Source organism: Sutcliffiella horikoshii, assembly GCF_019931755.1.
GTDB lineage: Bacteria > Bacillota > Bacilli > Bacillales > Bacillaceae_I > Sutcliffiella_A > Sutcliffiella_A horikoshii_E.
Window position 1 is genome coordinate 1 of sequence record NZ_CP082921.1, and the last position, 24,396, is coordinate 24,396.

The window sequence follows — 24,396 nt, forward strand, 5'->3', positions numbered from 1 at the left end:
ATGAGTTAATTTTACCATAACTGAGTCCTCGTTTATTCCAAAAAATACACAAAATTCCAATGTATTTATATTTGATCGGAAATCCAAATTTGAAAATGATAGCAAGCAACCACATTTGTTGTTTTCTACAATATATTTATATGTTTTGAATGATTTATTGTTTTGTTGTTTTAGAGTGTCGAAATCCCTTGATATATAAGGAATTATAAGTGCAAAATAACACTTATTTTGCGTAAACTATCACTTTTATTGCGTGTATTATCACTAATTTAGCTTTAAACAACACTGAAATTGCGTTAAGTATCACAAATTTAACTTTTAACTATCACTTTTACTGCGCAAAATATCACTAATTTAGCGTTACCATCACTCTTATTGCGTTAATCTTAATAAAACTATCACTAATTTAGCGTTTGAATGTAAAAATACCATTCCTCATCTCAAACTATCACTAATTATGCGTGACTTTAGCAGATTCTACCTATATTCCTTTACTGTAACCTAGAATTTTCTCAAGAGCGTTATAATATTTTTAGAAATTCCTTAATATGACGCAAAATAAGTGATAGTTATTACTTAAGGTCTCCAGCAAATTAGAGTTAGCGCAAAATAAGTGATAGTTACCACATATACGGGAATTATTGCTAAAATCTCTTTCTCTTACTATCACTTTTAGCTATACTAGTGATAGTAATTGGAGGAGGCATGATGCAGTTGCAAAAAAATGAGGTACAATCTACTCCATATGAAATAGACATTAAGAATTGGGTAACAAAATCCAATCAGTTAATTGAAGCTACATATAAGCTAACATTACAGGAACAAAGAATTTTACTTATCCTATCTAGTAAGGTCCAGCCTAATGATGAAGAACTTAAGGCATACAAGTTCAGGGTGCAAGATTTTATGGACATAATCGGTATGAAGCCTGGTACTGGTTATTACTCGCATATTAAAGAAGTGGTGACAGCCCTACAAACGAAAACACTTACTATTAAGCAGGGTTCTAAAACAATGGTTGCTAACTGGCTTATCACTTCCATGTATGAAGATAATGAAGGCAGCGTAATACTAAAATTCAATCCTGATCTTAAACATCTCTTCTTAAATTTAAAAGAGAAGTTCACGTCCTATCAACTTGAGAACGTTATAAAGCTACACTCCCTATATTCGATTCGTATTTATGAGTTGTTAAAACAATATACGAATATTGGTAAACGGCACTTTACCATTGAAGAGCTGAGAGAATATTTGGGTATTGAAACATCAAAATATAAACAATATGGCCACTTTAAAAGTAAGGTAATTAATGTTGCTCTCGAAGAGTTAAAGCTCAAAACTGACCTATCATTTACTTTTGAGGAACATAAAACCGGTAGAAAGGTAACATCCCTCACCTTCTATATTATTAATCATAAAAACACTCTAGTAAAAAAGATAGATCCTAAAAAAGTGCCTATTGAATATAGAGAGAGCGAACACTATAAAGGGTTACTGGAACTAGGAATAGATGAAGAAAAAGTTAAATATCTAATAAATACATACAAAAAAGAGCAAATCCAAAGAAACATAGAGTATGTTCGAAGCAGGAAAACTCCAATCGATAATGTGGGAGGATACTTATTTAATGCAATAAAAAAGGACTTTGCTTCATCTAATGTTAAGCAGGCCCCTACCCGCTCCTCTCGTTTCACAAGTGATTATAACCAGGAGGAACAACTTGAATTACTGCAAGATGAAAAGCTTGATAAGTTACAATCTTATATGAAGCGTTATGCCGATACCAGCGCCTTTGAGGCACATTGCTTAGAGGTAAAGAAGATAAAAGATAGACTATCACAAATGTCTAAAGAAAATCGAGACGTTGCATATGATAGCCTGGTAGAGATGATGAAAAGCGATATAGAAATGCTGTCGAAAAGTGATAGAGGAATCAGGGAAACTCATGAGTTTAAAGATGACTATATAAAAGAGATTTATGAAAGCTTGCTGCAAGATTAATCTTAAAAATACCAATAAAGCCCACACATTAAAAAGTGTTGGGCTTTTAAAATATTTCTTCCATTTTACCCCTAACAACTTTGTTTACATATATAATAAAAATTGTAATAAAAAGGAGGTTAAGGTTGTGGATTCATGAAAAAAGATAACCTATGAGGTATTCATTCAAGTGGGAGTATATTTTAGAAAATCCTTTATAAGGAGAAAAACATGAAAGTTCATTTATCCAAATGGTTTGTAGCAATTTTTGCTTTATTTTTAATAACCGGATGTTCTTCAGCAAACATTAATTCTTCTACAAGTAACGCCTCTGGCTCAGTAGAAGAGGTTAATGGTGATCAAGAAGAAGAAAAAACCGAAGTAAGTACTGATGCGGATGGAGAAAGTGAGTCAGGGGAAGAAAATTCTTCAATGGAGGAGGATGAAACCGAAGAAGAAACAACCACGGAAGCTAACCCAAGAGACGGACCATTAGAGCCATTAATTGTGCATTATATAGATGTAGGTCAAGCAAACTCTGTTTTATTTGAGTACTCTAATGAAGGAGAACAATACTATATCTTGTACGATACGGGGGATTTTAACTCTAATAATGTAGTTAATTACCTAAATACACAAAATGTATCTCACTTAGATATCGTAATCGTTTCACACCCCCATGCTGACCACATAGGGCAACTCGATAAAATACTAGAAAAATATGAAGTGTCAGAAGTTTGGATGTCAGGAGATACAGCTACTTCTCAAGTGTTCCAACGCGCGATAACAGCAATTGATAATTCAGGTGCAGACTATCATGAGCCACGTTCAGGTGAAGAGTATGATATTGGACCGCTAGAATTATTAGTAATTAATCCTACTAACATTAACGGTGATTTGAATAATGGTTCTGTTTCTATGAAAGTAACTTATGGTGACATAAAGTTTATATTCACAGGAGATTCAGAAGCAAAGAGAGAAAGAGAAATGTTAAATCGCGGATTTGATTTGTCAGCTAATATACTCCAACTTGGTCATCATGGTTCTGAAACATCAACGGTTCAGGAGTTTTTGAAAGCGGTGAATCCAGAGGTTGGAATTTATAGTAGCGGAAGCGGAAATCAGTACAACCACCCTTCTGAGAGTGTGATTTCAAGAGTATTGGACTATGGTACTGAAGTATATGGGACTGATGTGCATGGAACTATAGTGGTAGAAACAGACGGTTCAGCTTATCAGATCAAAACAAATAAAGACGGTACAATCTTCCCTCCTTCTACTGGGAGCGGAAATACAACTGAAACGGAAGAACCTAAAGAGACTTCTGTTGAAGAGCCCAAGGAAGAATCCCCTCCACTATCATCAGCAGGGTGTGTAGATATAAACCACGCTAGTATTGAAGAAGTACAAGAAATTATTCATATCGGTCCAGCACGCGCAGAGGACCTCATAGAGCTTCGACCTTACAGCTCTATAGAAGATTTAACAAAGATTAAGGGTATTGGTCCAGCAAGGATTAAAGACATGCAGGAACAAGGATTAGCTTGCGTAGGAGAGTGATAGAATTGTTAGGTTACATAGACAGAATAGAGGATAATAAACATGCAGTAATAATTGTAGAGACAGAGAGCAAGCAGTTTGTAGTTGATGCTGACACGCTTCCTACAGGTGTAACTGAAGGGAAATGGATTGATTTTAAACTGAATCAATACGGCGAGGTTAGCGAGATAACATTAAATAAAAGTAAACAGAATAAGATGACAACTGAAGTAAATAATGTCATGAATCAACTTCGTAGTAAGAAAAAAGAGAGTAAGTTCAAAAGAAAGTGAGGGATCCCCTTACTTTCTTTTTTTATAAAGTTATTCTAATTACCCCGTCTTCTCCACTCTTATACTTGGGTATATTCTTCTTTCTCGCTTCTCTCTGGATTAAACATTTTACCCACCCTGAAAAATTATCTTGTTGTTGAGCGAATCGGTAGCTGCTCTTTTCTTCTGGAATATCTAAGTTGAATTTAATAGTTTTCACCTTTGAATTGGCCATGAGAAAAACCTCCTTACATACTTAGAAACATTGTATGCAAGAAGGTTAAAGAACATGTTATTAGGCTTGTTGTTTTACTCTATAACGTCTATGGTTTACTACTGTATAATTCGTCTCATAATCAAGGGTCCTAGCATCCTCTTTGGAAATTTCTACAATAACAGAATTGGGATTTATAATAGATACTCTTCCATTGAATTCTTGGTCCCCTCTAGAAAATGTAACGAGCTCTCCAAGTTTTGCTTTACGCATAAATTTCCTCTCCCCTTTGAATACTTTTTTCTTTCTGTATTAGGAGAATTAATTCATCCAATTCTTTAGATACCTTTAGTGTATTAGCATTTTGCATACCATATTTCTTGGCTGTATTCAGTAATTCTAGCCTTTTATCTTCTAGTTTAGAAAACATTATACATCACCTCTATTATTATATTTTCACGAAAAAAAACCCAAAAATAAAGGCTGTAAAAGCCAATATCAGTGGGTTTCTCCCATACGCATTATTGTTACCTTTATTATACAATATATGTTAGATTTGTAAAAGCCTTAATTGCTTTTCTTGAAATTTTTCTAGTTTCAATAAACTTGAAAGGTTTTGAGCAATTATTGAAATCGTGCTCATTTCTGAAGGAGCATTTACTCTTTCGCCGGTCTCAACATTATAAATTTTCCTTTGTTTCTCAGATTTCCTAGCATTAAGGTAGGCAGTCGTATCCACTGAGAAAGGCATCATGTTCCATAACCATCTATTTGCTAGGCCCAGGCAGTGAAAATTAACTGTTGGAAAAGAACCTAGCACCTGGCTTAATACCCTTTCAGCAACTTTTTTATCTTTAAGCATTAGTGGGATTAATCCCCCAATACAAATTACTTCATGCTCCTCATCAACTAGTGTTTCAATATTTTCTAAGGAGTCATTTATTTGCCAAACTGGCCAGATTGTAGCGCTTGGACATAACTCATTTAGCCTTTTGAAATTCCTCTGTGTTTGGACTGGATCTCCTATAACATCTAAGTTAATAAATGCTTTTATTCGATTATCTTGGTACTCTTTATTAATAAAAGAAGCGTATTCTTCCAATGATATCATTTCTACATCATCATGTTGAAATAGTGAAAGCTGATTATCTTTTTCCATTCTTGTAATCATTTTTTGTTTAGCTCTATAAACCGAGAAAGCTCCACTATCAATAATTACATGAAAATTTTCGTCTAAAATCTTTTTCCAATGTTTATTGCCCCTAATATGAAAATAATTGAGTAGTAAATGCTTACCGCCCAATTTTTTGTATAATTCCCTTATATTAGGGTCTTTTTCCAAGCCGGAAGCAAAGAGCCTCGTACCTAATAGGCTTAAACGGATTTCTTTGGACTCTAACTCTCTTAACATCACTTTACCTTTAAAAATTTCTATCAAAATGCCTAAAAGAGATGATGTAAAATTGCTGTATTTCTCTAAGCTTCTTCTTGTAATTGTTTTACAGTCTATGAAATAGTTAATTGCCTTTCTTATCGCCTTTCTAGATATAGTAAAAGGCGTATTTCCTATTTCTGTACATACAGAGTATTTGTCGTCTCTCACAGCTATTATATAATTCGTTTTTCCTTTAGCTGTAAAAATTATGTTTTGTTTGTTTACTCGTCTTAAAAAGATTCTTTCAATCTGTCGTGCTTTTTGTTCAAACACTGTTTTCACCTCTCTTTAAAATTGAAAAAGCAGGGCTAAAAAATAGCCGCTGCTTTAATGCTTTAATTAACACTCTCTATAAGTCTACGTTTTTCTTCCATTAACTCTTCCACTAAAGCAACATCTACCTCATAGGTTGCTCTGTTAATTGCTCGATTTAAATACTTGAGCTGAGGACGGATTGCTAGATATTTATTAGAACGAGCTAGCTTAAATGTACTCTTACTTAAATCATAGGAAAAACCTAGTAACACTATAGCTAGTTTTGATAGTTTCAATAAAATCACCCTTTCTTTAATTCTCTCTTAAAAAAGCAGGTTACTTATGAACTCCGCTTAAATTAGTAAGTTCTAATGTTCGCAACTTAATCCTTCTTTCCAGTTGCAGCCCTATTCGGAAACAAAGTAATGGTCGATTTTGTTTGTTCAAGGATAATTTCTGTCCAATCATCTATTAACCATCCTTTTTTCTCGAATAGTTCTAATGTTTTTAATGGTAAATCACCATAATTATCGCTATGAAATGAAAAGCTAATTTCACCTTCCTCATCTTCCTCTTGAAGCTGAACCCAATTGCCCGTCTTATCACTAAAAACTTCTTCTAATGCTTCACGAACTTTTACTAGTGATCCTACTAGGAAAAAATCTGCCGCTCTACAATCTAACTCATATAATCTCTTTTCCATCTTTACAACACTCCTCTTTATGTTTAGTAAGCTTTTTCGAATTTCTCAAATGTTTGAAAGATATGATGTGATCAATATGCGACCTGTTAGTACTCTTAAGAGGTAGATCACTCATAATAGCTTTCATTTCATCTATGGATTGCTTTTCCCACTCTTCCAAATATGAAAGGACTTTCTCCTTTTTACACCAGGAAACAGTTAAACTTTCAAATTTGTAGTAGCATTTAGTGCCTTCATCTTTCTTGTAGAAAGCATATTCTTGAATGGCATTTTCTGAGGTGGATACATTCAAAATAAAAAGGGATCCATGTTCAAAATACTGGTGGGGAATCTGAGTATTGCTGACTAATACATTCGCTAGTTCCTCCGCTTGGTTTTTCACTTTTAATAACATTTGACCACTCTCCTAAAAGGTTTTATATATATAAAAAAGACGAAGTAAATTATAGTAATTTAAGTCGCCTTTGATAACGCCTAGCGTTTATTAATATACAATTCTCGAAACGCAAAAAAAGCCCATGAGTAACAAGAACGGTTTTCCGTCTTGACCCATAGGCCCCAATAGTATAGTTAAGTATGCAGCTGACTGTTTTAGTCGCTAAATAAAAAATGAAGATATTGTATAAGTTTATTATAGCAAAAGTGTTCTGACCTTTTCCATAAAAAATAAAATGGATTCTTTGGCATGATTTTAAAAAAAGAGTAATTCTATGGGGTTTTCCCGGCGAATTACTCTTTTAACTATTTTATACTCTTCATTAATAGGATTGCTCCCGTTCAATTGACTCTATTATCTAAAACAAACTAAGCTGAACCAGCTGACTCTCTTCATTCACCTTAGTTTTGTCTAAAACAGGTGATTCATCCTCAACCGGTTTACTAGTGATAGATTCGGGTATATTAAGTGTTTCAACAATCTTATCACTGCTTTTTTTCTGTTGGTTACGTTGGTAGCAAGTACAATACTCTTTTGCTTCTGGATCTTGCTCTTCCCAATAACAATCGCTTTTTCCCATGTTGCATTCAGTGAAATGACCGCAACATGAAAACCCCTTCGCAAACCCAAGTTTAGTAAATCCTGTTCTTTCTTTTGCTCCCATTCTTTCCTCTCCTCCCATCACCATTTACAAGGTAAGTCAAAATCTAATGCAAGTTGATTCTGGCTTTTATCTCGGTTGATAAACTCCTTAAGTGGTACAGACTTCCCTTTAACAAATTTCATAGTGTGACCTAACCTTTTCTCCATCTCCACTAATTCCTCAAATTCACTAGGAAAAGCCTTTGCGATATTGTTCATTTCTGTTGGAGAAAGGAAGATGCAGAACTTGCAGGAACAACGGCTTACATTGTATTTGGTATAACATGGGTGTGGTTCTATATCAGCAAGCTTCATTAGCTTCCAAACCTCATCAGTGCTGAGATGGTGAATCGGACGGTACCAATCTACAAATCTCTTTTTGGTTGGAGCGTTAGCAGCTTTATAAACCTTAAAATTCTGTGTTGCTAATATCTTTGCTCGCCTACTAGACTCATTTGACCTCTCCCCTGATAAGCAAAGGTAATTTCCTGGTCCAAGAGAGCGTACCCACTTAGCATAAGTGTCTCTTTTTTGATAGCTACTGCAGTATAAAGTTGATGGAGACGGCCATTTTCCTCTCTCTTCAATCCTTTGTTTCAACCCCGTATCACTTGCTATAATTGTTAGTTTAACTCCTAGTTTTTTACTACAATACTCTAAATAATGGTCAGTTTCCTCATAGTCAAAATATGCAGGTTGATTTGGATGACCATCGACGCGAAAATGGATGAGCTTTAATCTGTTTGCAGGAACTTTGTATCCATAGATTAAGAGAAGCACCAATGCAATAGAATCTTTACCACCACTCATGCAGCAATGAATATGGTTGTATTGTTCAAAATCCGGCATTTCTCTTGGTAAAGGTATAGCCAATTCCTCTGCGTACTTAATTAGATTTGTTGTCATATTTGATGCCCAACTAGCTATGAAAGTTTCCTCCTTCATTCACTAAAGGGCTGTCCTCCCTTACAATAGTTTAATATTCTAAAGTCAATCATTTCCTTAATGCATGTTCACCTCTTGAATAGACTACAGACCCCTCAAAATGAGCTTCAACAAGATGGTAAACAGGTTTGTTAACCATAAGGTCCACAAACTGTTCTGTCTTGTAAGGATCATAGTAAATAACTCGATTGAATTCTTCTTTTTTATCCTGGTCAGCACTAATGAATGTACCTTTAATCCAGGCATGAACTCGTTTTCTCCGCTCTAAAAGAGTTTTATCTCTCCCAGATTTACTAACAGTACATGTACAATCTTTCAGCTGTACAGTCCTAGCATGAGCAAGTACTTTTTGTGTCTTTGAGCACCTGATAGAAAAGTTGCCAGTATTAAGATTGCGATAAACATGGACAACGTCTCCTGTATTTACTTCTCTCCCCTTGAAAAATTCCATTATTATTCTCCTTCTTCCCATAAATAAAACCGCTCCATCGTCTGATGAATACGGTTAACATAGGGATTTATTATAATCTTACCTATTTGTTCCTAAAGCAGAAAAAACAGTAGATACGCCATTTTTTGAACACAAAAAAGGCCTTTGGACTGATAGGGCAGAAACAATCTGCTTAATCAGATCCAAAGACCTTGTTTATGATATGGGATAGCTGCTGGCTAAAAAGCCGCTTTTATTAGAAAAAGGTAAAATTTATTAATTTAATAATAGCAATTAAGACATGTAATATCAATAGTTTCAGGTAAGTAAAAAAGAAGCAGCACTACTTTTACGAAAGTTTTTCTGCTCCTTTATCCTCAATTTTAGGCATTTTTAATTCCGCCTTATCTAAAAGCTCATGCATCTGATTGGCGTAATAACGCACTTCGTTTTTAGTTAGAGCGTTAATTAATTCTTCTCTTAATTCATGATACTTTTTCTTGTCTTCCTCGGTCATATAGGACCATAATTTACTCATTATCTCACCTCTTAGAAATAGTATTATTCCTATCAATGAGTATTCAATAGGTATATTTATTATTACATATTTTAACTATAAAAAAAACAACAAAAGGCTAAGCCCTTTGCTGCTTCTTTATGATTTGTCTCCCGGTAAACTTTATAGGTGCAGTTTTAATAGTTGCTACCCTACGTTCGGCTCTATTTAAAATGCTGTGTATTTCATTAGCAATTGCTTTAACTTCTCTCTGAGAATTAGAATTAATTAGTTCTATTTTTAGTTCATTAATAAGCTGCTTCTCCTGTTTCGTTAAACCAAACATACATTATTCCTCCTAGTATGTAGTACTTCCCATAAAGGGGAATGAGCTGATAATTATTGACCTAAGCGATCATTTAATTTGTTCAGCTCATCTGTTTTCGTTCTCTCAGTACTTAATTCTCTGTACAATAATACATTCTCTGCAGCCATACCAGCCATCACAGCTATTCCAAGTAACTCGCGAATATCACTTGGGTTAAACAAATAATGGGTAGCAAAAACTGCCGCCAATGCACTAATTAGAATATCTGCAAAAAATCCTAATTGAATACTTTTTGGGCGCTTAATTTTTCTTGGGAAGATCAAACTTTTATCGTGTCTAATTAAATGTGCAACTAAACCCGTAACCCCACCTGCTAAAATAGCAATTAGTACTGTTTGTAACATACTCTCACTCCCTTTCAGTAAAATAAAAAAGACCTCTGGGACGACGAATGAAAAATACACGCAAAGCGTGTATCTTTAAAACGACGACCCAAAGGTCACTAAGCCTAATAGATATACCGCGAACCATAAAGGTTGCAAAAAAAGAAAAAAGAAAAAATGTTATGTAACTATTATATCAAGTATTTTATCAGGTTGCTATTACAGTTTTGTTAGATATTTTACTTGAAGTACAAGGAATACGGTAAGAATCACCTATTTACTCTGCATATTCTTAATCAACTGTGACAATGTACCGTCTGGCACTGTTGGCCCAGAATCACCTTTTAACAGCCCTGTGTCTGCTCTACTAAATAAAGACTGTAAAATAATAGTACGATCAGCTTCCGATACCCCTTTCTCTTGGATAAGAGAAAGATATACATAAGTTAGTTGGAACCTTTCTTTTGCATCCCTTGATAGATGATATGCGCTTGTAGAAAGCAACACAAATAATCGAATTAAGTAGATGGCTATGGAAGATACCACCGCAAAAATAACCATTGCTTTAATCGAATTTAATGTATATGTACCGTTAGGAAACAGAATTGACGGAGTAAAATATAACATAAATATGACCACAATAGAAAAAATAAAAGATATACCAAGCGCCCACTTCCTCCAACGGTCTCCTCGGTTGTTATAAAAGTTATGTAAGTCATTCCAATATGTTGCAGGACCTTCTAATCTTAATTTCTCTCGATAAAGTTGCTCCATTTGTTCTAACTCTTTATTTTTATCTGCAACTAGTTTGTTTAATTCTTCTTGTTTTTTTTGAAAAAAATCTTCTGAAGTGACTACCAACTCATCTTTCCAAGAATTCAGCTCCATCTTTAAAGTTGAGAATAATTCTTCGACTTCGTTCTGTTTATCTTTATAAGCTCCATAAAGTTCATCACGGTCATTAGAAAAGGTTTCTTTTAGTTGCAATAGCGCTTGTTTAGGGGCATGAAGTTTTCTTTTTAATGCATTATTTTGTTCCTCGTAGATAAAACTTTGAAGCACCCCATTAAAATATTCTTTGCTGTTTAAATTTTTGTGGCCATTTCTTATTAAGAAATAATCAATAACCGCTTCTGCTTGATCAGGACTAATATGATATCGCTCTATTATAAAATTAGCTAAATCTGTTTCTTTGTAAATATTGTACCAATTCCTCTGGAGTGATAAATTAATTGCTGAATTAAGGGAGATTGTCGCATTATGATGATTATTATTCTGTGAATTAATAGCAGTATCAAGATGCTTTTTCACTCCTGTGAAATGGGAGTGGATCTTTTGACAATTGGCTCCCGTTTTCAATTCACTCCAAAAATCCACCTGTTCGCTTATAAATTGATAAAAATATTGAAAGTCTCCTTTAAAATCTTTTTTGATATCTTCTGGATAGAGTGTCAAGATTACGTTTTTACTTTTAAATTGTTCTAATAATGTTCCTTCAAGTGTAGCAGTCATATAGATTGCTCCTTTAAGTTTTATTTAATCAGTCAATATTAAGGAATTACTATACTTCTATGGTAACAAATACCAAGTGAACAAGGAAATACATTTTTATATAAAGTTAGGTGCAAAGCTTAGTGAGAAAATAAAAGCTCTATAAAAAGAGGCCAAAAGTAAAAGGAAATCTAAAAAAACGTCCTAATTCTGGACGTTTTATATTTCTTTCTTATTTATTATTTTTTTAATTTCACTATTGAAAAATCCCCTATCTGTTCTGTTTTCTGCATTCATCATCGCTTCCTGCAGCCTAATTATTCTAGTTCTTTCTTCTGCGTTTAGCTTATGATATATATAATTACTCATTCGTTTTTCCTTCCATACCAAAGTCAGGTCCAGGTGCAATCATTTTAGCACCAGGATAGCTGAATATACCATCGCCTGTTTTAATAATATTGTTCTCTTTCGGCCCGCAGCCTGCTGTTAATAAAGTAGCTATTAAAATAATGAATAATAACCTTTTCATTTTTACTCAACTCCCAAATCTAAGTTAATCTTAGATATTTTTGCGATGTATTCCAAGCAGTCTATAACAGGATATCTAACTAGTTTTTCATCCTGATTAAATGTAATACCCACTTCTTTCAGCCTTTCTATAAGGGCGGTTATCGATATTTGCTTTCTTGCCACCTGATTGAAATGATATAATACTACTTTTTTCCAAACTTTTTGAGAACCATTAATATATCCCTCCCCTACATAGGTATGATTTATAATTCGCTCTATTTTTTCATTTTTTTTATCATTTTCCATCCGTTTTTCCAATGTTATCAATACCGGTTCCCTCCTTAACGTAAAAAACGCCCAGCACAAAAACGAAACAAGTTCGAATGTACTGGGCGATTCCCATAGAAATATTTATTTATGAATATATTATACCATTATTAAACTAATAATGGATTTTTTTCATGTATTTTTGCTAACGCAGCGTCTAATATTGTTGCCTCAATTATAGGATGATACATACCTTTAATTGACTGGAATACACTATTCTTCCCATGCTTTATACATAGATCCACTAAGCTCCAAGTAGAGCTTACTTTCTTTAGTGTTACTTTTGAAAGGTATTCTTCTCTTCCTTCATCTGCAATCAAGATACCTCTTATAACTAGAACATCAATAGAAGTTTTTTCTTCAGTTACTAACTCTGCATTAATAAACATAATCACCGCTCCCCTGTCTTAGTATTAATACAGGTTATGCAGCACAATATTGTTTTATTCAGGGTTATTTCACCAAAAGTCATTAGGATCAATATATCTATCATGTTTTTTTAGAACCTTGATAATCATTTTTGCAGTTTGTATGGTAGGTACTCTCTCTTTATCGTTTGCAAGCTGGCTTATTAAGCCTTCACTAACTTTTGCACATTCTGCTAACCACACTTGTTTTATACCATGCTCTTCTAGGTATCTGCCAAAAGGAGTCTTTCTTTTTCTCTTTTTCGTCCTTACTCCTGTCATAATTCACCCTCCCAAAAGTCGAATTAATAAGAAGTATGGTCTATTTTATGTTTATTTAAACGTTTCTTTAAGCTCTTTAAATATTTAAAGAAATCTTTAATGAATGGCGACATTTCGACACTTAATTTTCAGCTAGATTACAAGGTTTCGATTTGGTATCTATGATTCTATTACTCAATTAGACAAAATACATATAGGACTTTCGGCTTCATAATTTCGTGTTTTTCAGCATACCTTGCTATCACTTGGAAACAACAAGAAAAAGCCCCATTGTATCCAAGTGATAGCATGGGACTTTCCAATTTTTTTTAAAGATTATTTAATTTTAAAAATTCATATGTGTTAGCGGTATAATGGTCATGATTTGAGCCTTATAATACATTTGTTGATAGTTATTTACTTTTAGAATGATAGTGTACTCATCAAAATTGGTTAGTTGACCTTTTATTATTTTTCCACTCTTTAATGTAAGGGAAATGGGTATCTTTCTTTTACGAATTTCATTCAGAAAAGCGCTTTGAATGTCAATCTTTCTCATACTTGGGACTCCTAGCAACAAAATTTATTACTTACTTTCTCACTCTTACTCTTAGCCCATTTATTGATAGTTCTCTACCTAAGGCCGTAGCATAATAATCTTCTCCATTATGTTCAATTGATGTATAAACCCAATATTCTTCATTATAAGAAGGATTAAAATATAATATTTCACATGGATATCCACTGGAGAATTCGAGTCCAGAAGGTAATTCGTAGCGATCTCGTATATTTTTTGTTAAGAGCCCTTCATCTATAACAGGCTTCTTAAGATACTCTAAACGATAATATACATCCTCTAACTTATCAAACATGCTACGATATTCAGATTGGAGAAACTCTGAGTCTAAATCATTAGAATCAGATTCTATATTCTCTGCATCATCTCCTAATTTATAAAGTAGCTTTTGTATTCCTCCTTGCAAGATATTAAATTCTTTTGTTTCTTCTTCGAGCGTAATTTTCATGGAACTCTTATTGAAATAAGTCATAGTCAATCCCCTTTAACTATCAATTTTATGAATTAAGTCATTATGATAAAATATCCCCTGGTATCCGCCAAAATCAACCGTATAACAAATTTTTAACCCAAGATGAATTGAAATTATTCTCCCAGTCTTATTAGCAAAATCTCTTAGATAATAATAATCTTCTAATTGGGTATTTTCTAGGGCAGCAGAAGGCAATTTTACTTTTACTAGTGCATTTACCTTATAATTCTCTGTAATCTGTACTTTTTCCTCTTCCAATTCTACAAATTCAAAGATTGTTAACTGATTCACAACTAAATATCGCCTTTTTCTTCGGTGTCTTCATTCAAATTCCAAGCTGTGTTAAAAGCTTCTATGGATAATTGTTCCATAGACTTATTCTCTTTTTTTGCTCTTTTTCGAATATACTCTTTTAATTGACTTGGAACAGTAATAATCAAGGTCTCAAGATCACTATCAATATAAAAACCATCCTGCTGGATTAGTATTTTTCCCTCTAGTAGGTGTTTTTGGAACAAGTCTAATAACTGTTTATCTTTTGATTTAATTAGGACCGGCTTAACTTCCATTTCAATATACTGAGCATCTATGTTATATCTAATATTCTGTGGGCCCGTAGCAATATATACTAATTCTATGGCTGCATAAACATCACTCTTTATACTGTGTGGCCTGGGGAATTTAAACTTAACATATCCTCTTTTTGTGTTATATTCTTTGTTGTCTATAATCTGATATGGCTCAAACCCTCGACTAGTACCAACCTCCAACGAATACTCTTCACCGTTTTCGGTTATTATTTTTCCGGTACTACCTTTGATAGTCATAAGTCTGGCATGTTCATGAGTATATTTGTTAACAAACAATTGAAAAAGCAACAAACCTTTATCCTTTATGTAAAAGTCTTTTCTATCAACTTTTTGGTCCGCAACTACATGATGCTCGCGTTGCCACCGTTCTACCTCCTCTGGTGCAATAAAATAGATTTCTCTACCTCTGTACAATTGCTTTTCAGCTTTTAAAACATTGTCATGAATATAAGCATTTATCGTAGTAATGTGTATTCCTAATTTATCTGCTACTTCTCCAGTAGTTAGTCCCGGCTTCATAAATTTCTTTTCTAATTTCTCAACCTCTTCTACAGCAAACACCTTCGTTCTTCTCATTCTCCATTTATGATCGTAAAGTGGAACAAGCTTCTTTTCACGAACATACTTATAAATTGTATTAGGAGTTACGTTCAGGCGTTCTGCAACCTCTGCAGTTGTTAGGAAATTTTTCTCTTCTTTTTTGTCTACCATTAACAATCCTCACGTTCTGTATTTGGATTTTTAAATAAGTACATAAAAATCATTATAAATGTAGCAATCCATAGGATTACTTTGCTAATGTTTAGTATTTTGTATGCATTGTTTTTAGTATCATCTAACGGTGAGGTCAGAGCAATTGAATCATTTGTTACAGATAAATTATTTACTTCATAGAAATTTGGCGAAAACAAAAATTTAAAAGATTCTGCTATTCCTAGATAAGCTCCTGTAGGGATAACCCACATTAGTAATAGTCCCACCCAAAATCCCATCCATATAATTAATCCCCAATCTATTTTTTTGATATTTAAAATAGGTCTAAGAAAATAATTCATAGAAACTCTCCTTTTTCTCCACCAAGTGAAAATCCTATTTGTCGGAGATCCATATTATCTATACCTTGCATTCTAGCATTTTTCTCCAACAATAATAAACGCGAATAATACCTATAGGTACTTAAAGAGATTTTTTCTTCTTTATTAAGTTCTAAAGGTTACGTTGAATTACTTCATATTCTTGTTGAAACAACATTATTAAGAACCTCCTACCTTTTTCTGGGTTAAAACATATATATTAGCTGTAGATAGCCAGAATTCTAGTAAAAAGGGAGAACAGAAATTAATCTATTCTCCTATTATTTTAAAACTAGTTTCATAGAATGAAACTGTTTCTTTGATTTCACTCTTCCAATTAGTTATTATACATCATCCAATGTTTATATCGTTTATTTCTCTCTATTTTCAAATAAAATCCGAGTTTCTTCTATTATATATACTTATATTGCTACTGTTACCTCTCTACCGTTTGGTCTAATAAACCTAACATAATCAAAATCATGTGAATCTAAATTTAAGCAGAATGGTTGCTCCAAATTGGATATGTTCAGCTCTTCTTGGTATCTGTCTTTAAGGTGCCGAACTAATCTCATTGCGCTCTTAATTTCTTTATCAGCCCTTTTTGTAACTACAAATTTACTTAGTTTCTCATGGAATGCAAAACCGATACCTATTAGTTCACGACGTTCGGGTTTTGAAGCGCCTTTAGCCTTCCATTCGATTAACGCTCCCTGTAGCGACCAGTGTTTGCTTACAGTAGCTTGATAGATAGGTACATTTTTTCCATTGTATTTTACTGTGGCTAAAATATTGTTCTCATCATAAGTTGCCATAAATACTACTCCTCTCTTTGATTCTTTAGTAAAGAATAATTGTCTGGTTTTAAAGGATAAAATGTAACATTCTTATCAGTATGAATGGTTAGTGGATAGACATCCATTTTAGAGTTTGTCCTTTTGTTTATAACAACTGGAATAAATTCTTTTTGGTTCTTAAGGTACCCCGTATGCCCTTCATACCAGTTGACAGCATCTTCAGCTACAATATGCTCCCTTCCAAACACCGCTTTCTCTATTAATTCCTCTTCATTCACTTTCTCTAATGCTATTGGCATTACTTTTAACCTTCTAATGCCTTTCATAACGATTCCTATAGGATACTTATTCCTTGGTTTAACATCATAGATAACAGCAAGTTCCCCGGTGTCCTTCCTTCTAACCAATAAACCAGGTTTTGCCTCATTCAGTGATAAAGCAGCTCCTTCTTCCACGCTGTAAGAATATCCAGTCCTTTTCTGCTTGATCTGCTGAATAACTGCTTCTTCCGCTAATCGAAGCAGTTGTTCTGTAGGAGTATTGTTATTAACCTCCAAGGTCACCTGAACTGGCTTAAAATCTAGGCGTACCGTTTTTGTTACTTTTTTACTCATTTCCATAAACACCCTTTCTAAAAGTTTTTTCTAAGGATTGAAGTATCATAGATAAATTTACCAACTTATCTAATAATTTCATTATAAGTTATTTAACATAGGATTACAATATTAAAAGTAATATATGTATATTAAGTTATAAGTAGTAATATAAATTGTAGTAGGATTATCTAAACTAATATTCTATTATTTTATATATATGGCATATAAATAGGATTTAAATTATTATTAATATATGTATATTAATAATTATAAAAACATCTATATTGAATAATAAGTTATTAATAACATTGGTTACTTCACGTTATCTCAAAAAAAACTGAGGTGAATTCACCTCAGTCTCACCTTGTACTATTCTCATCCGTGAAGATTAATGTTGCTACATTTCACCATCTAGTAAGATTGAAGCAAACAAGGAGTGAACTCTAAATGATTACTCGTCACTTACCAAATTTAACGAATTCAACCACTCTTCCCGCCATACCTATATTAATATCCAACCTAATGGATAATCGTCACTATAAAAAACTTGTGCTTAGGCGACAGTATAATAAAAAGTTTGGATACGAGAGGTTTCATGATTTTAATGACATAGAAATGATCTATTACTACGTTCATAATCAAAAAAACATTGATGATTTAAAAAATAAAAGCGAAAGAACCAAAGTGGAATATCTGAGAGAGCTTTTACACTTCTCAAAACACCTGGTTGATTATAATCTTGAAATTTCCTTAGATATTGAAATGAGAGATGGCTCTTTATTTAAAGGATTAGAAGAAGATCAATTAGAAAAGTATCAAAATTGGCTGGTGTACGAAGCCCCCATGGTTTTATATAAAAAGGAAAAATTCACTGCTACTACATTGGCCAAGAAAACTACTATAATAAAGGGATTTCTACGCTTTTTATATGATGTAGGGTATATCCAGAAAAATATAATAGGAGGGTTAAAGGCAGCAACAGTAAAAAAAGAGGATCTTCCTAATAAAGACCTTAGCCCCACTGAAGTTTTAAAACTGCTAGAATTTCTCAAGGCTGAAAATCACTCAATTCTCTTCGGTATAATTCATGTTTTAGTTACTACTGGTATTAGAAATAGTGAGTTTTGTCAGCTGAAAGTGAGAGATCTTAAACGTAATTTTTCTACGGGAGACTATTATATTGATGTAAATGGTAAAGGAAATAAAAATAGAACTTGCGTAATTAAGCCAAAAGTTTATCAAAGCATATTAGAATTTAGAAAGATGAGAGACCTTGATACGAAGTTAAGCATATCAGATGAAAGCTACCTGTTCACTACCAACACAGGAAGACCATATACTAATTCCTATTTCTCTACCTATTTAAAAAATGCAATTGCCAGGATACCATTAGAAATTTTAAAAAATAGGGAAAGTCCGATTGGTCCTCACACATTTAGACATGCTTTTGCTATTATCTCTCATTATAGCGGGGCAAATATTTTAGATATCAGTAGAAGTTTGGGGCATGAGAACATTTCAACTACCACCGAGATTTATTTAGCAAAGGTTTTTGCCCAGGAAAGAAATTCAGTACATCAATGGAAGAATGGCGAATTAAAGGACTTCATATAAGAGGCTGGGACAAAAGAATTTAACCAAAGAAAATCCGAACTAAAATTCATGATTCTACGATTAGAATGTTGAATTAGTGTAGCATTGAAATAAAGTTTAATTAAATTAACTCTATAAACCTTGATAAAATAGCAAATAGAAAAAGCGTGTTTTGAAAAAAGATTGATCAAAACACGCTTTTTCTGTGATCCTTATTCCATTAAAGCGCCCGATTCTTGAATAAGCAGTTACCTACTATTAGCTGGTTTTGCGGAAGACTTGAATTTGAGATAACTTGTACTATGACCTTAAATTAAAGCTGCTTGGTTGTTTAATTCCAATTATTTCATAAAGAGCTGTATGGATCGAGAGGTTCACATATAGTTCTGTGAAAGGCTATGGGTGAAAATCCCATTGGCTACTCGACTGATAAGTCGGGGTTAGTCCCCACCTCCAAGTCGAATAAAATCAATGGCCATGATCCTCATCTTCATACACAAACGGATCTTCCGGAGGGGCGATCAGCTCCAGTTCTTTTATTTGCAAGAATGGGATGCTATTACCACCATACTATATACCTAATATATCCTACCCATTGTATGTACGATTTCTTAATGATAATTATTTCATAACCCAAAAATCCCTACAATAAGTATTATTATTTGAGCCCCATTCCTTGTTCTAGGTTCGCGCGCTATATTTTAAAAAAGCACCCGCTCGGCTAACTGTAAGGTTTAATGCGACTTGGCAATACTGAAACTAATAACATGTAAAATTAACTTTAGAATTAGTTAATCTTGAGATAGTTACATTTCTATAGAAAAAAATATATTGAAGGAAGGGAGAGCTCCCTTCCTTCAATATATTTTATCTTAGCAACCTCATACTATTAATTATTACAATTAATGCTGCCCCTGTATCACTTAGGACTGCCATCCATAAAGTTAAATCACCAGTAAAAATCAGTAACAATGCCACTAGCTTTGTAAGTAGAGAAAACCACACATTTTGTTTGATAATGGTCAACGCTTTTCTACTCAATCGTATAGTATGAGGAAGTTTCTCAAGATTATCAGCCATCAACACAATATCCGCTGTTTCCATGGCAGTATCCGTACCGGCTCCACCCATGGCAATACCTAAATCAGCTGTGGCTAGGGCGGGAGCATCATTGATTCCATCTCCCACCATGGCTACTCGTTTCCCTTCAAGCTGAAGTTTCTTCACAGCTTCCACTTTATCTTCAGGCATCAATTCTGCAAAATAGCGATTCACCCCTGTTTGGGATGCGATTTTCTTTGCGGTTCCTTCATTATCCCCTGTTAGCATCACCATTTCATCAATCCCAACTTGTTTTAGCTTATCGATAGCTTGAACAGTGATGGTTCTGATTGCATCTGAAACCGCGATAATACCGAGCACTTCGGTACGTGTACCAATAAGAATCAGCGTGTTTCCTTCATGCTGTAATTGCTTGATTTGTTTTTCTAGTTCGGAAAGGGATAAATTAAATTCTTCATACAATTTTGGATTCCCCACAAAATACTCTTGACCATTAATGGTAGCTTGAGCACCTTTGCCTACGAGTGTTTTGAAAGTTTCCCCATTTAGTACTTGAATTCCTTTCTCTGCAGCGTAAGTGGTGATAGCTTTCGCAATAGGGTGGTTGGAATGCTCTTCAATTGTACGTGCTATTGCAAGCAGATTTTCCTCTGTACTGTTTAAAGGTAAGACCTGAGAAACTTTTGGTTTTCCTTCCGTTAACGTACCTGTTTTGTCAAAGGCTATGGCATTAATGGCTCCAGCTTTTTCAAGGAAGGTACCTCCTTTAATTAAAACACCATTTTTAGCAGCATTTCCAATAGCAGAAACAATCGCAACCGGTGTAGAAATCACGAGAGCACAAGGACATGCAACAACAAGCAATGCTAATCCTTTATAGGTCCATTCAGACCATGTTCCGATTCCAAGTAAAGGTGGTCCTATTATGATTAGTAATGCTATTATAAAAACTATCGGGGTATAGATGCTTGCAAACCGGTCTACAAATGCTTGGGTAGGGGCTTTCTTTTCCTGTGCTTCTTCCACAAGATGAATGATTTTAGCGATTGCTGTATCTTCCACAAGCTTAGTTATTCTGACTTCCAATGATCCACTTTCGTTTACCGTTCCAGCAAAAACGGGGTCTCCAACTTCTTTATCAACCGGAATGGACTCGCCAGTAATCGGAGCCTGATTTACAGTGGAAATGCCGGAAACAACATCCCCATCCAAGGGGATTTTCTCGCCAGGCTTAACGATAATAATGTCTCCTACTGAAACGTCATCAACAGGGACTTTTAATAATTGATTCCCTTTTTTTACCACTGCTTCTGATGGTGCCAAATCCATTAAACTACGAATAGATTCTCTAGTACGCTCAATGGACTTATTTTGAAGTGTATTCCCTAATGCGAATAGCCACACTACTGTAGCCCCTTCGAACCATTCTCCAATTAGAGCAGCTCCGATTGCTGCGGCAGACATGAGAACATTCATATCCAGGGAACGACTTTTGATTGCATAGTAAGCACTTCTGATCGGTTTGAATCCACCTACAACAATTGCCGCTGCATATAAAAGAGTGACAAGAATGGGATAGAATCCTGCATAGGTACCAAAAAAACCAACTGCTAAAAATCCTCCTGAAATAGCTGTTAAAGGCACTTCTTTTCTTTTTTTATTTGGAGTGGAACCATCTTTGGAAATAGGGGAAGCAACGAATCCAGCCCTTTTTACCTCTTTCATAATCTCTTGATTATTTGTCTCGTGTACAACATGCATTTTCCCAGTTGAAAAATTCACTCGAACGTCCTTAATCGCTGGATTCAAGCTAAGGTGTTTTTCGATGGTTGCTGCACATGCACCGCAATCCATCCCTTCTACTTGAAAGGTATGAACTTGTTTGGAAGCTTGATACGATACAACATGAAATCCCAGGTTTTTTACTTGTTTTTCAATTTTCCCGTTTAGAGAAGATACCCCGGTTTCCACCTGCATCTTACCTGCACTGTAGTTGACATTTACCTTGTTCACGCCTTCTATTTTGGAAATACTTTTCTCGATTGTGGCTGCACAAGAGGGACAGTCCATCCCTTTGACTTCATACTGCAGTTTCTCGACTACATTTGGTGTAGCTGAAAGATGTTCGACCAGGGAATTGTCTGATTTTCCGCTACAACAAGCTGAAACCTTTTTATCATCATCCATTCTTTCTTCCTCCTTACAGCATGAGGCAGGATGGACATTTTCATTGTGATGTGTTGTATTACTGCAGCATGAGTCCTTTTCCAAATTCCCCTGCAAAAGAGGAATGGAAGAGGAGGAATCTTGCATACTATCATTCTTGGAACAACAACTATTTGATTTTGGTTGATCTGTTGACATAATTCTCACCCTTCGTCCGGTATTCCTGTTGTCATCCATATCTAAGTATGGAATACTCTCTATTCCTTGACCACTTCTTCTTTGTAATGTATTAATGCAATAGATACTAATTGGTGAATATGATCATCAGCCAATGAATAAAACACTAATTTTCCTTCTTTACGATACTTCGCCAGGTTCATACTCCTTAACAATCTCAGATGATGGGACGCAGTGGCAGTGGAAGATCCAATGATATTCGCCACATCACAAACGCACAATTCTTTCTCCAAAGTTAAAGCATAAGCAATCTTTATTCTGGTGGAATCGGAGAGTGCTTTAAAAATCAACTCCACTCCGTTTACTTCTTCTACTCTATTTTTTAGGGTATTAACCTTTGGTTCATCAAAGCAAAAAGTTTCACAAGTGTCCTTTTCAGCAGTTTGAATCAATTTTTCTGACATGTGTTTCCCCACTCCTATTCAAACGTTCATTTGATTATTAGTTCTAAGATTATGTTATGCCATGTTTTTAATATTGTCAAAACTTTATTCAAATACCCTTTTGAATAAATGTTCTTACTTTGTTAGAATGAATCCGATAAAGAATAATATTGGAGGCATCCTTATGAACAAAGCAATTATCCTGACGATCATCTTATCGATTTTTTCCTTTAATCAAGTTTCAGCTCATACAGGTCTGGAAAGTTCCGATCCTGTTCAAGGAGACACAGTAAGTGATGAGTTGCAAGAGGTCATCCTTAATTTTGAAACAAAAGTAGAAGCTAATAGCACATTGACAGTCCTCGATCCAAAAGAAACAGAAGTTCCTGTAGAAGTGGAAATTAGCGGGCAGCAAATGAAGGGGATACTGAGTCAGCCATTGGAAGCTGGCGACTATCAAGTACTGTGGAAAATAATTGGAGCTGACGGACATCCGATTGAAGGAGAGGTTACTTTTTCTGTAAGTAGTGACGAAACAGTAACTGAGCAACAGGAAGATAATCATTCTGAAGAAGTGGATCGCAGTATTGAAGGGATTGAGCATAATACTTTGCCTTCCTATATCCTCCCATCTATCGTGGGTATATTCTCCATTACGATACTTGTTAGCCTCTGGTGGTTCTTGAGGAGGAAAATATAATCAATGTTTTTCTTAGGAGTAATAAGTGAAACCATTCTTTATTTGTGCTTCTCGATCCTAATGGGAAGTTTCATTCTTTATGCGGTGCCTGAACGATACCGTCCATCTATTTACGTTCCAAGGAACGTCATGCTACTTGCTACTGGCGGGATTGCGATTCTATCTTTTACCCCAGTGGCAATTCTGGTTCTCTATCTCTATAAAGATATTGGAATATGGAACACCTTACAGAGTGTTCTATTTACGTTTGAAGTAGGGAAAGCCTGGGTCATCACTTATTTTATAGCTACCTTTCTCTTTATCTTTATTGTGTGGTTCGATATTCGAAAGCGTGCACTTTTTTCTTTTATAGGAATTGCTTTTACCCTTGTATTGATACTTGCTCTGGGTTATGCAAGTCATGCCAGTTCCTATGACCCCATAACTGGTTTTCTCACCCACTCCACCCATTTTACAGCCGTAACGGTTTGGGTAGGTATATTGTTTGTTGTAGGCTGGAAGTCCACTAATTATGCTAACTGGCTTTCATTCTTAAAATGGTACACACCATTATCTATCCTTTGTTTAAGTGTGACGATTCTCTCTGGGCTTTATCTAATGAACTTTGTAATAGATTACGAGTTCTATACGAACTCCTGGATGCTGACATATGGACAAACCCTACTTTTAAAGCACATCTTGGTCTTACCATTGTTAGCATACGCTTTTATTAATGGCATATTTATAAAAAATACCTTAAGAAAACAATCAGCTTTTGATCCAAGACCATGGACAAAAGCTGAAGGAATCATCATCGGCTTTATTTTTGCTGCAACTGCCGCATTAGGACAACAATCTCCACCCCACGAAACAGATATTACAAAGGATACAGTTTCAACATTGTTTACCTATTTTTATCAAGGTAAGTACACGGAGAACATGGTACTAGGTTTAGAAATGTCCTTAACAAGTGTCTTGTTGTTAATTTGTGCGACGACTTTTTTCGCCTTGATGATATACTCATTCATGAAAAAGGCTGGTCCATTACTGACGTTTATACTGGGAGTGTTTTTAACTATATCCAGTTATCTTACCATTTTAGTTAGTATTCAGTAGG

34 protein-coding genes are annotated in these 24,396 nt (G+C 34.6%); 6 read left to right on the plus strand and 28 right to left on the minus strand.

Features of this window, described 5'->3' with window-relative positions; translation table 11 throughout:
• Window positions 1-705: 705 nt before the first annotated feature.
• The 3 genes from K7887_RS22130 to K7887_RS22140 all read left to right on the plus strand — a co-directional run bounded on the left by K7887_RS22130 (window position 706) and on the right by K7887_RS22140 (window position 3,812).
• A complete protein-coding gene (locus tag K7887_RS22130; RefSeq protein ID WP_223493960.1) occupies window positions 706-2,001 on the plus strand; it encodes a replication initiation protein in 1,296 nt (431 codons plus the stop codon).
• A 210-nt stretch (window positions 2,002-2,211) separates the two neighbouring features.
• Window positions 2,212-3,540: an MBL fold metallo-hydrolase gene (locus K7887_RS22135; protein WP_223493961.1), complete on the plus strand. Its 1,329-nt coding sequence runs from the start codon at window positions 2,212-2,214 to the stop codon at window positions 3,538-3,540.
• A gap of 5 nt (window positions 3,541-3,545) precedes the next feature.
• The gene (locus tag K7887_RS22140; protein ID WP_223493962.1) at window positions 3,546-3,812 is read left to right on the plus strand and encodes a DUF3006 domain-containing protein; all 267 of its coding nucleotides are present in this window, start codon (window positions 3,546-3,548) and stop codon (window positions 3,810-3,812) included.
• A gap of 22 nt (window positions 3,813-3,834) precedes the next feature.
• Here the strand turns inward: K7887_RS22140 and K7887_RS22145 are convergent, their stop codons facing one another.
• From K7887_RS22145 to K7887_RS22270, 26 genes are all read right to left on the minus strand, one after another.
• Window positions 3,835-4,026, minus strand: a complete 192-nt coding sequence (locus K7887_RS22145) for a hypothetical protein (protein WP_223493963.1) — start codon at window positions 4,024-4,026, stop codon at window positions 3,835-3,837.
• A gap of 60 nt (window positions 4,027-4,086) precedes the next feature.
• Window positions 4,087-4,278 carry a DUF2187 family protein gene (locus tag K7887_RS22150; RefSeq protein WP_223493964.1) on the minus strand — a complete coding sequence of 64 codons (192 nt, stop codon included), beginning with the start codon at window positions 4,276-4,278 and terminating at the stop codon, window positions 4,087-4,089.
• Complete coding sequence (locus K7887_RS22155) at window positions 4,271-4,435, minus strand: aspartyl-phosphate phosphatase Spo0E family protein (protein WP_223493965.1); 165 nt, start codon at window positions 4,433-4,435, stop codon at window positions 4,271-4,273. Before K7887_RS22155 ends, K7887_RS22150 begins: the two co-directional genes overlap by 8 nt.
• Before the next feature lie 120 nt (window positions 4,436-4,555).
• Window positions 4,556-5,713, minus strand: a complete 1,158-nt coding sequence (locus K7887_RS22160) for a hypothetical protein (RefSeq protein WP_223493966.1) — start codon at window positions 5,711-5,713, stop codon at window positions 4,556-4,558.
• Between the two features lie 62 nt (window positions 5,714-5,775).
• Window positions 5,776-5,991 carry a hypothetical protein gene (locus K7887_RS22165; RefSeq protein ID WP_223493967.1) on the minus strand — a complete coding sequence of 72 codons (216 nt, stop codon included), beginning with the start codon at window positions 5,989-5,991 and terminating at the stop codon, window positions 5,776-5,778.
• Between the two features lie 86 nt (window positions 5,992-6,077).
• Window positions 6,078-6,398 (minus strand): hypothetical protein, encoded by a 321-nt coding sequence (locus tag K7887_RS22170; protein ID WP_223493968.1) that lies wholly within the window; start codon window positions 6,396-6,398, stop codon window positions 6,078-6,080.
• Window positions 6,379-6,792 (minus strand): hypothetical protein, encoded by a 414-nt coding sequence (locus tag K7887_RS22175; RefSeq protein WP_223493969.1) that lies wholly within the window; start codon window positions 6,790-6,792, stop codon window positions 6,379-6,381. Before K7887_RS22175 ends, K7887_RS22170 begins: the two co-directional genes overlap by 20 nt.
• A gap of 400 nt (window positions 6,793-7,192) precedes the next feature.
• The gene (locus K7887_RS22180; RefSeq protein ID WP_223493970.1) at window positions 7,193-7,498 is read right to left on the minus strand and encodes a hypothetical protein; all 306 of its coding nucleotides are present in this window, start codon (window positions 7,496-7,498) and stop codon (window positions 7,193-7,195) included.
• Between the two features lie 17 nt (window positions 7,499-7,515).
• Window positions 7,516-8,382, minus strand: a complete 867-nt coding sequence (locus K7887_RS22185) for a phosphoadenosine phosphosulfate reductase domain-containing protein (RefSeq protein ID WP_223493971.1) — start codon at window positions 8,380-8,382, stop codon at window positions 7,516-7,518.
• Window positions 8,383-8,470: 88 nt separating this feature from the next.
• Window positions 8,471-8,872 carry a hypothetical protein gene (locus tag K7887_RS22190; protein WP_223493972.1) on the minus strand — a complete coding sequence of 134 codons (402 nt, stop codon included), beginning with the start codon at window positions 8,870-8,872 and terminating at the stop codon, window positions 8,471-8,473.
• Between the two features lie 328 nt (window positions 8,873-9,200).
• Window positions 9,201-9,389, minus strand: coding sequence for a hypothetical protein (locus K7887_RS22195; RefSeq protein ID WP_223493973.1), 189 nt, complete (start codon window positions 9,387-9,389; stop codon window positions 9,201-9,203).
• A 97-nt stretch (window positions 9,390-9,486) separates the two neighbouring features.
• On the minus strand, window positions 9,487-9,693 hold the full coding sequence (locus tag K7887_RS22200) for a hypothetical protein (RefSeq protein ID WP_168865087.1): 207 nt from the start codon (window positions 9,691-9,693) through the stop codon (window positions 9,487-9,489).
• 53 nt (window positions 9,694-9,746) lie between these two features.
• Window positions 9,747-10,079, minus strand: coding sequence for a DUF4257 domain-containing protein (locus K7887_RS22205; RefSeq protein ID WP_223493974.1), 333 nt, complete (start codon window positions 10,077-10,079; stop codon window positions 9,747-9,749).
• A gap of 252 nt (window positions 10,080-10,331) precedes the next feature.
• Window positions 10,332-11,570: a DUF6161 domain-containing protein gene (locus K7887_RS22210; protein ID WP_223493975.1), complete on the minus strand. Its 1,239-nt coding sequence runs from the start codon at window positions 11,568-11,570 to the stop codon at window positions 10,332-10,334.
• 198 nt (window positions 11,571-11,768) lie between these two features.
• Entirely contained in the window at window positions 11,769-11,918 is a 150-nt protein-coding gene (locus K7887_RS22215) for a hypothetical protein (protein WP_223493976.1), read from the minus strand.
• Window positions 11,911-12,078, minus strand: coding sequence for a hypothetical protein (locus K7887_RS22220; protein ID WP_223493977.1), 168 nt, complete (start codon window positions 12,076-12,078; stop codon window positions 11,911-11,913). Before K7887_RS22220 ends, K7887_RS22215 begins: the two co-directional genes overlap by 8 nt.
• A 2-nt stretch (window positions 12,079-12,080) precedes the next feature.
• The gene (locus K7887_RS22225; RefSeq protein ID WP_223493978.1) at window positions 12,081-12,386 is read right to left on the minus strand and encodes a hypothetical protein; all 306 of its coding nucleotides are present in this window, start codon (window positions 12,384-12,386) and stop codon (window positions 12,081-12,083) included.
• A 110-nt stretch (window positions 12,387-12,496) separates the two neighbouring features.
• Entirely contained in the window at window positions 12,497-12,775 is a 279-nt protein-coding gene (locus K7887_RS22230; protein ID WP_223493979.1) for a hypothetical protein, read from the minus strand.
• 69 nt (window positions 12,776-12,844) lie between these two features.
• Window positions 12,845-13,075: a helix-turn-helix domain-containing protein gene (locus K7887_RS22235; RefSeq protein ID WP_223493980.1), complete on the minus strand. Its 231-nt coding sequence runs from the start codon at window positions 13,073-13,075 to the stop codon at window positions 12,845-12,847.
• Between the two features lie 325 nt (window positions 13,076-13,400).
• Entirely contained in the window at window positions 13,401-13,613 is a 213-nt protein-coding gene (locus tag K7887_RS22240) for an RNA chaperone Hfq (protein ID WP_223493981.1), read from the minus strand.
• A 31-nt stretch (window positions 13,614-13,644) separates the two neighbouring features.
• Window positions 13,645-14,103 (minus strand): DUF5348 domain-containing protein, encoded by a 459-nt coding sequence (locus K7887_RS22245; RefSeq protein WP_223493982.1) that lies wholly within the window; start codon window positions 14,101-14,103, stop codon window positions 13,645-13,647.
• Window positions 14,104-14,115: 12 nt separating this feature from the next.
• Entirely contained in the window at window positions 14,116-14,394 is a 279-nt protein-coding gene (locus K7887_RS22250) for a hypothetical protein (RefSeq protein ID WP_223493983.1), read from the minus strand.
• 2 nt (window positions 14,395-14,396) lie between these two features.
• Complete coding sequence (locus tag K7887_RS22255) at window positions 14,397-15,404, minus strand: helix-turn-helix domain-containing protein (RefSeq protein ID WP_223493984.1); 1,008 nt, start codon at window positions 15,402-15,404, stop codon at window positions 14,397-14,399.
• Window positions 15,404-15,748 (minus strand): hypothetical protein, encoded by a 345-nt coding sequence (locus K7887_RS22260; protein ID WP_223493985.1) that lies wholly within the window; start codon window positions 15,746-15,748, stop codon window positions 15,404-15,406. Before K7887_RS22260 ends, K7887_RS22255 begins: the two co-directional genes overlap by 1 nt.
• A 440-nt stretch (window positions 15,749-16,188) precedes the next feature.
• On the minus strand, window positions 16,189-16,581 hold the full coding sequence (locus K7887_RS22265) for a hypothetical protein (RefSeq protein ID WP_223493986.1): 393 nt from the start codon (window positions 16,579-16,581) through the stop codon (window positions 16,189-16,191).
• 5 nt (window positions 16,582-16,586) lie between these two features.
• Window positions 16,587-17,177 (minus strand): hypothetical protein, encoded by a 591-nt coding sequence (locus K7887_RS22270; protein WP_223493987.1) that lies wholly within the window; start codon window positions 17,175-17,177, stop codon window positions 16,587-16,589.
• Window positions 17,178-17,606: 429 nt separating this feature from the next.
• On the opposite strand from K7887_RS22270, the gene K7887_RS22275 reads away from it, so the two are divergent.
• Window positions 17,607-18,773 carry a tyrosine-type recombinase/integrase gene (locus K7887_RS22275; protein ID WP_223493988.1) on the plus strand — a complete coding sequence of 389 codons (1,167 nt, stop codon included), beginning with the start codon at window positions 17,607-17,609 and terminating at the stop codon, window positions 18,771-18,773.
• Between the two features lie 846 nt (window positions 18,774-19,619).
• Here K7887_RS22275 and K7887_RS22280 read toward each other — a convergent pair.
• Together K7887_RS22280 and K7887_RS22285 are read right to left on the minus strand one after the other, a co-directional pair.
• A complete protein-coding gene (locus K7887_RS22280; protein WP_223493989.1) occupies window positions 19,620-22,001 on the minus strand; it encodes a heavy metal translocating P-type ATPase in 2,382 nt (793 codons plus the stop codon).
• A gap of 236 nt (window positions 22,002-22,237) precedes the next feature.
• Window positions 22,238-22,621, minus strand: coding sequence for an ArsR/SmtB family transcription factor (locus K7887_RS22285; RefSeq protein ID WP_223493990.1), 384 nt, complete (start codon window positions 22,619-22,621; stop codon window positions 22,238-22,240).
• A gap of 163 nt (window positions 22,622-22,784) precedes the next feature.
• Here K7887_RS22285 and K7887_RS22290 point away from each other — a divergent pair, with 163 nt between their 5' ends.
• Entirely contained in the window at window positions 22,785-23,300 is a 516-nt protein-coding gene (locus tag K7887_RS22290; protein WP_223493991.1) for a copper resistance CopC family protein, read from the plus strand.
• Between the two features lie 3 nt (window positions 23,301-23,303).
• Complete coding sequence (locus K7887_RS22295) at window positions 23,304-24,395, plus strand: copper resistance D family protein (RefSeq protein ID WP_223493992.1); 1,092 nt, start codon at window positions 23,304-23,306, stop codon at window positions 24,393-24,395.
• The last annotated feature ends 1 nt before the right edge of the window (window position 24,396 follow it).

What these genes read in the sequence shown, in the direction of transcription:
- K7887_RS22230 (WP_223493979.1), bottom strand. Translation starts at nt 12,775, where the DNA reads ATGTTTATTAATGCAGAGTTAGTAACTGAAGAAAAAACTTCTATTGAT.
- K7887_RS22200 (WP_168865087.1), bottom strand. Translation starts at nt 9,693, where the DNA reads ATGTTTGGTTTAACGAAACAGGAGAAGCAGCTTATTAATGAACTAAAA.
- K7887_RS22185 (WP_223493971.1), bottom strand. Translation starts at nt 8,382, where the DNA reads ATGACAACAAATCTAATTAAGTACGCAGAGGAATTGGCTATACCTTTA.
- K7887_RS22220 (WP_223493977.1), bottom strand. Translation starts at nt 12,078, where the DNA reads ATGAAAAGGTTATTATTCATTATTTTAATAGCTACTTTATTAACAGCA.
- K7887_RS22280 (WP_223493989.1), bottom strand. Translation starts at nt 22,001, where the DNA reads ATGGATGATGATAAAAAGGTTTCAGCTTGTTGTAGCGGAAAATCAGAC.
- K7887_RS22260 (WP_223493985.1), bottom strand. Translation starts at nt 15,748, where the DNA reads ATGAATTATTTTCTTAGACCTATTTTAAATATCAAAAAAATAGATTGG.
- K7887_RS22155 (WP_223493965.1), bottom strand. Translation starts at nt 4,435, where the DNA reads ATGTTTTCTAAACTAGAAGATAAAAGGCTAGAATTACTGAATACAGCC.
- K7887_RS22205 (WP_223493974.1), bottom strand. Translation starts at nt 10,079, where the DNA reads ATGTTACAAACAGTACTAATTGCTATTTTAGCAGGTGGGGTTACGGGT.
- K7887_RS22190 (WP_223493972.1), bottom strand. Translation starts at nt 8,872, where the DNA reads ATGGAATTTTTCAAGGGGAGAGAAGTAAATACAGGAGACGTTGTCCAT.
- K7887_RS22265 (WP_223493986.1), bottom strand. Translation starts at nt 16,581, where the DNA reads ATGGCAACTTATGATGAGAACAATATTTTAGCCACAGTAAAATACAAT.
- K7887_RS22235 (WP_223493980.1), bottom strand. Translation starts at nt 13,075, where the DNA reads ATGACAGGAGTAAGGACGAAAAAGAGAAAAAGAAAGACTCCTTTTGGC.
- K7887_RS22215 (WP_223493976.1), bottom strand. Translation starts at nt 11,918, where the DNA reads ATGAGTAATTATATATATCATAAGCTAAACGCAGAAGAAAGAACTAGA.
- K7887_RS22145 (WP_223493963.1), bottom strand. Translation starts at nt 4,026, where the DNA reads ATGGCCAATTCAAAGGTGAAAACTATTAAATTCAACTTAGATATTCCA.
- K7887_RS22195 (WP_223493973.1), bottom strand. Translation starts at nt 9,389, where the DNA reads ATGAGTAAATTATGGTCCTATATGACCGAGGAAGACAAGAAAAAGTAT.
- K7887_RS22285 (WP_223493990.1), bottom strand. Translation starts at nt 22,621, where the DNA reads ATGTCAGAAAAATTGATTCAAACTGCTGAAAAGGACACTTGTGAAACT.
- K7887_RS22130 (WP_223493960.1), top strand. Translation starts at nt 706, where the DNA reads ATGATGCAGTTGCAAAAAAATGAGGTACAATCTACTCCATATGAAATA.
- K7887_RS22210 (WP_223493975.1), bottom strand. Translation starts at nt 11,570, where the DNA reads ATGACTGCTACACTTGAAGGAACATTATTAGAACAATTTAAAAGTAAA.
- K7887_RS22170 (WP_223493968.1), bottom strand. Translation starts at nt 6,398, where the DNA reads ATGGAAAAGAGATTATATGAGTTAGATTGTAGAGCGGCAGATTTTTTC.
- K7887_RS22255 (WP_223493984.1), bottom strand. Translation starts at nt 15,404, where the DNA reads ATGGTAGACAAAAAAGAAGAGAAAAATTTCCTAACAACTGCAGAGGTT.
- K7887_RS22135 (WP_223493961.1), top strand. Translation starts at nt 2,212, where the DNA reads ATGAAAGTTCATTTATCCAAATGGTTTGTAGCAATTTTTGCTTTATTT.
- K7887_RS22270 (WP_223493987.1), bottom strand. Translation starts at nt 17,177, where the DNA reads ATGAGTAAAAAAGTAACAAAAACGGTACGCCTAGATTTTAAGCCAGTT.
- K7887_RS22180 (WP_223493970.1), bottom strand. Translation starts at nt 7,498, where the DNA reads ATGGGAGCAAAAGAAAGAACAGGATTTACTAAACTTGGGTTTGCGAAG.
- K7887_RS22240 (WP_223493981.1), bottom strand. Translation starts at nt 13,613, where the DNA reads ATGAGAAAGATTGACATTCAAAGCGCTTTTCTGAATGAAATTCGTAAA.
- K7887_RS22175 (WP_223493969.1), bottom strand. Translation starts at nt 6,792, where the DNA reads ATGTTATTAAAAGTGAAAAACCAAGCGGAGGAACTAGCGAATGTATTA.
- K7887_RS22150 (WP_223493964.1), bottom strand. Translation starts at nt 4,278, where the DNA reads ATGCGTAAAGCAAAACTTGGAGAGCTCGTTACATTTTCTAGAGGGGAC.
- K7887_RS22295 (WP_223493992.1), top strand. Translation starts at nt 23,304, where the DNA reads ATGTTTTTCTTAGGAGTAATAAGTGAAACCATTCTTTATTTGTGCTTC.
- K7887_RS22275 (WP_223493988.1), top strand. Translation starts at nt 17,607, where the DNA reads ATGATTACTCGTCACTTACCAAATTTAACGAATTCAACCACTCTTCCC.
- K7887_RS22245 (WP_223493982.1), bottom strand. Translation starts at nt 14,103, where the DNA reads ATGACTTATTTCAATAAGAGTTCCATGAAAATTACGCTCGAAGAAGAA.
- K7887_RS22290 (WP_223493991.1), top strand. Translation starts at nt 22,785, where the DNA reads ATGAACAAAGCAATTATCCTGACGATCATCTTATCGATTTTTTCCTTT.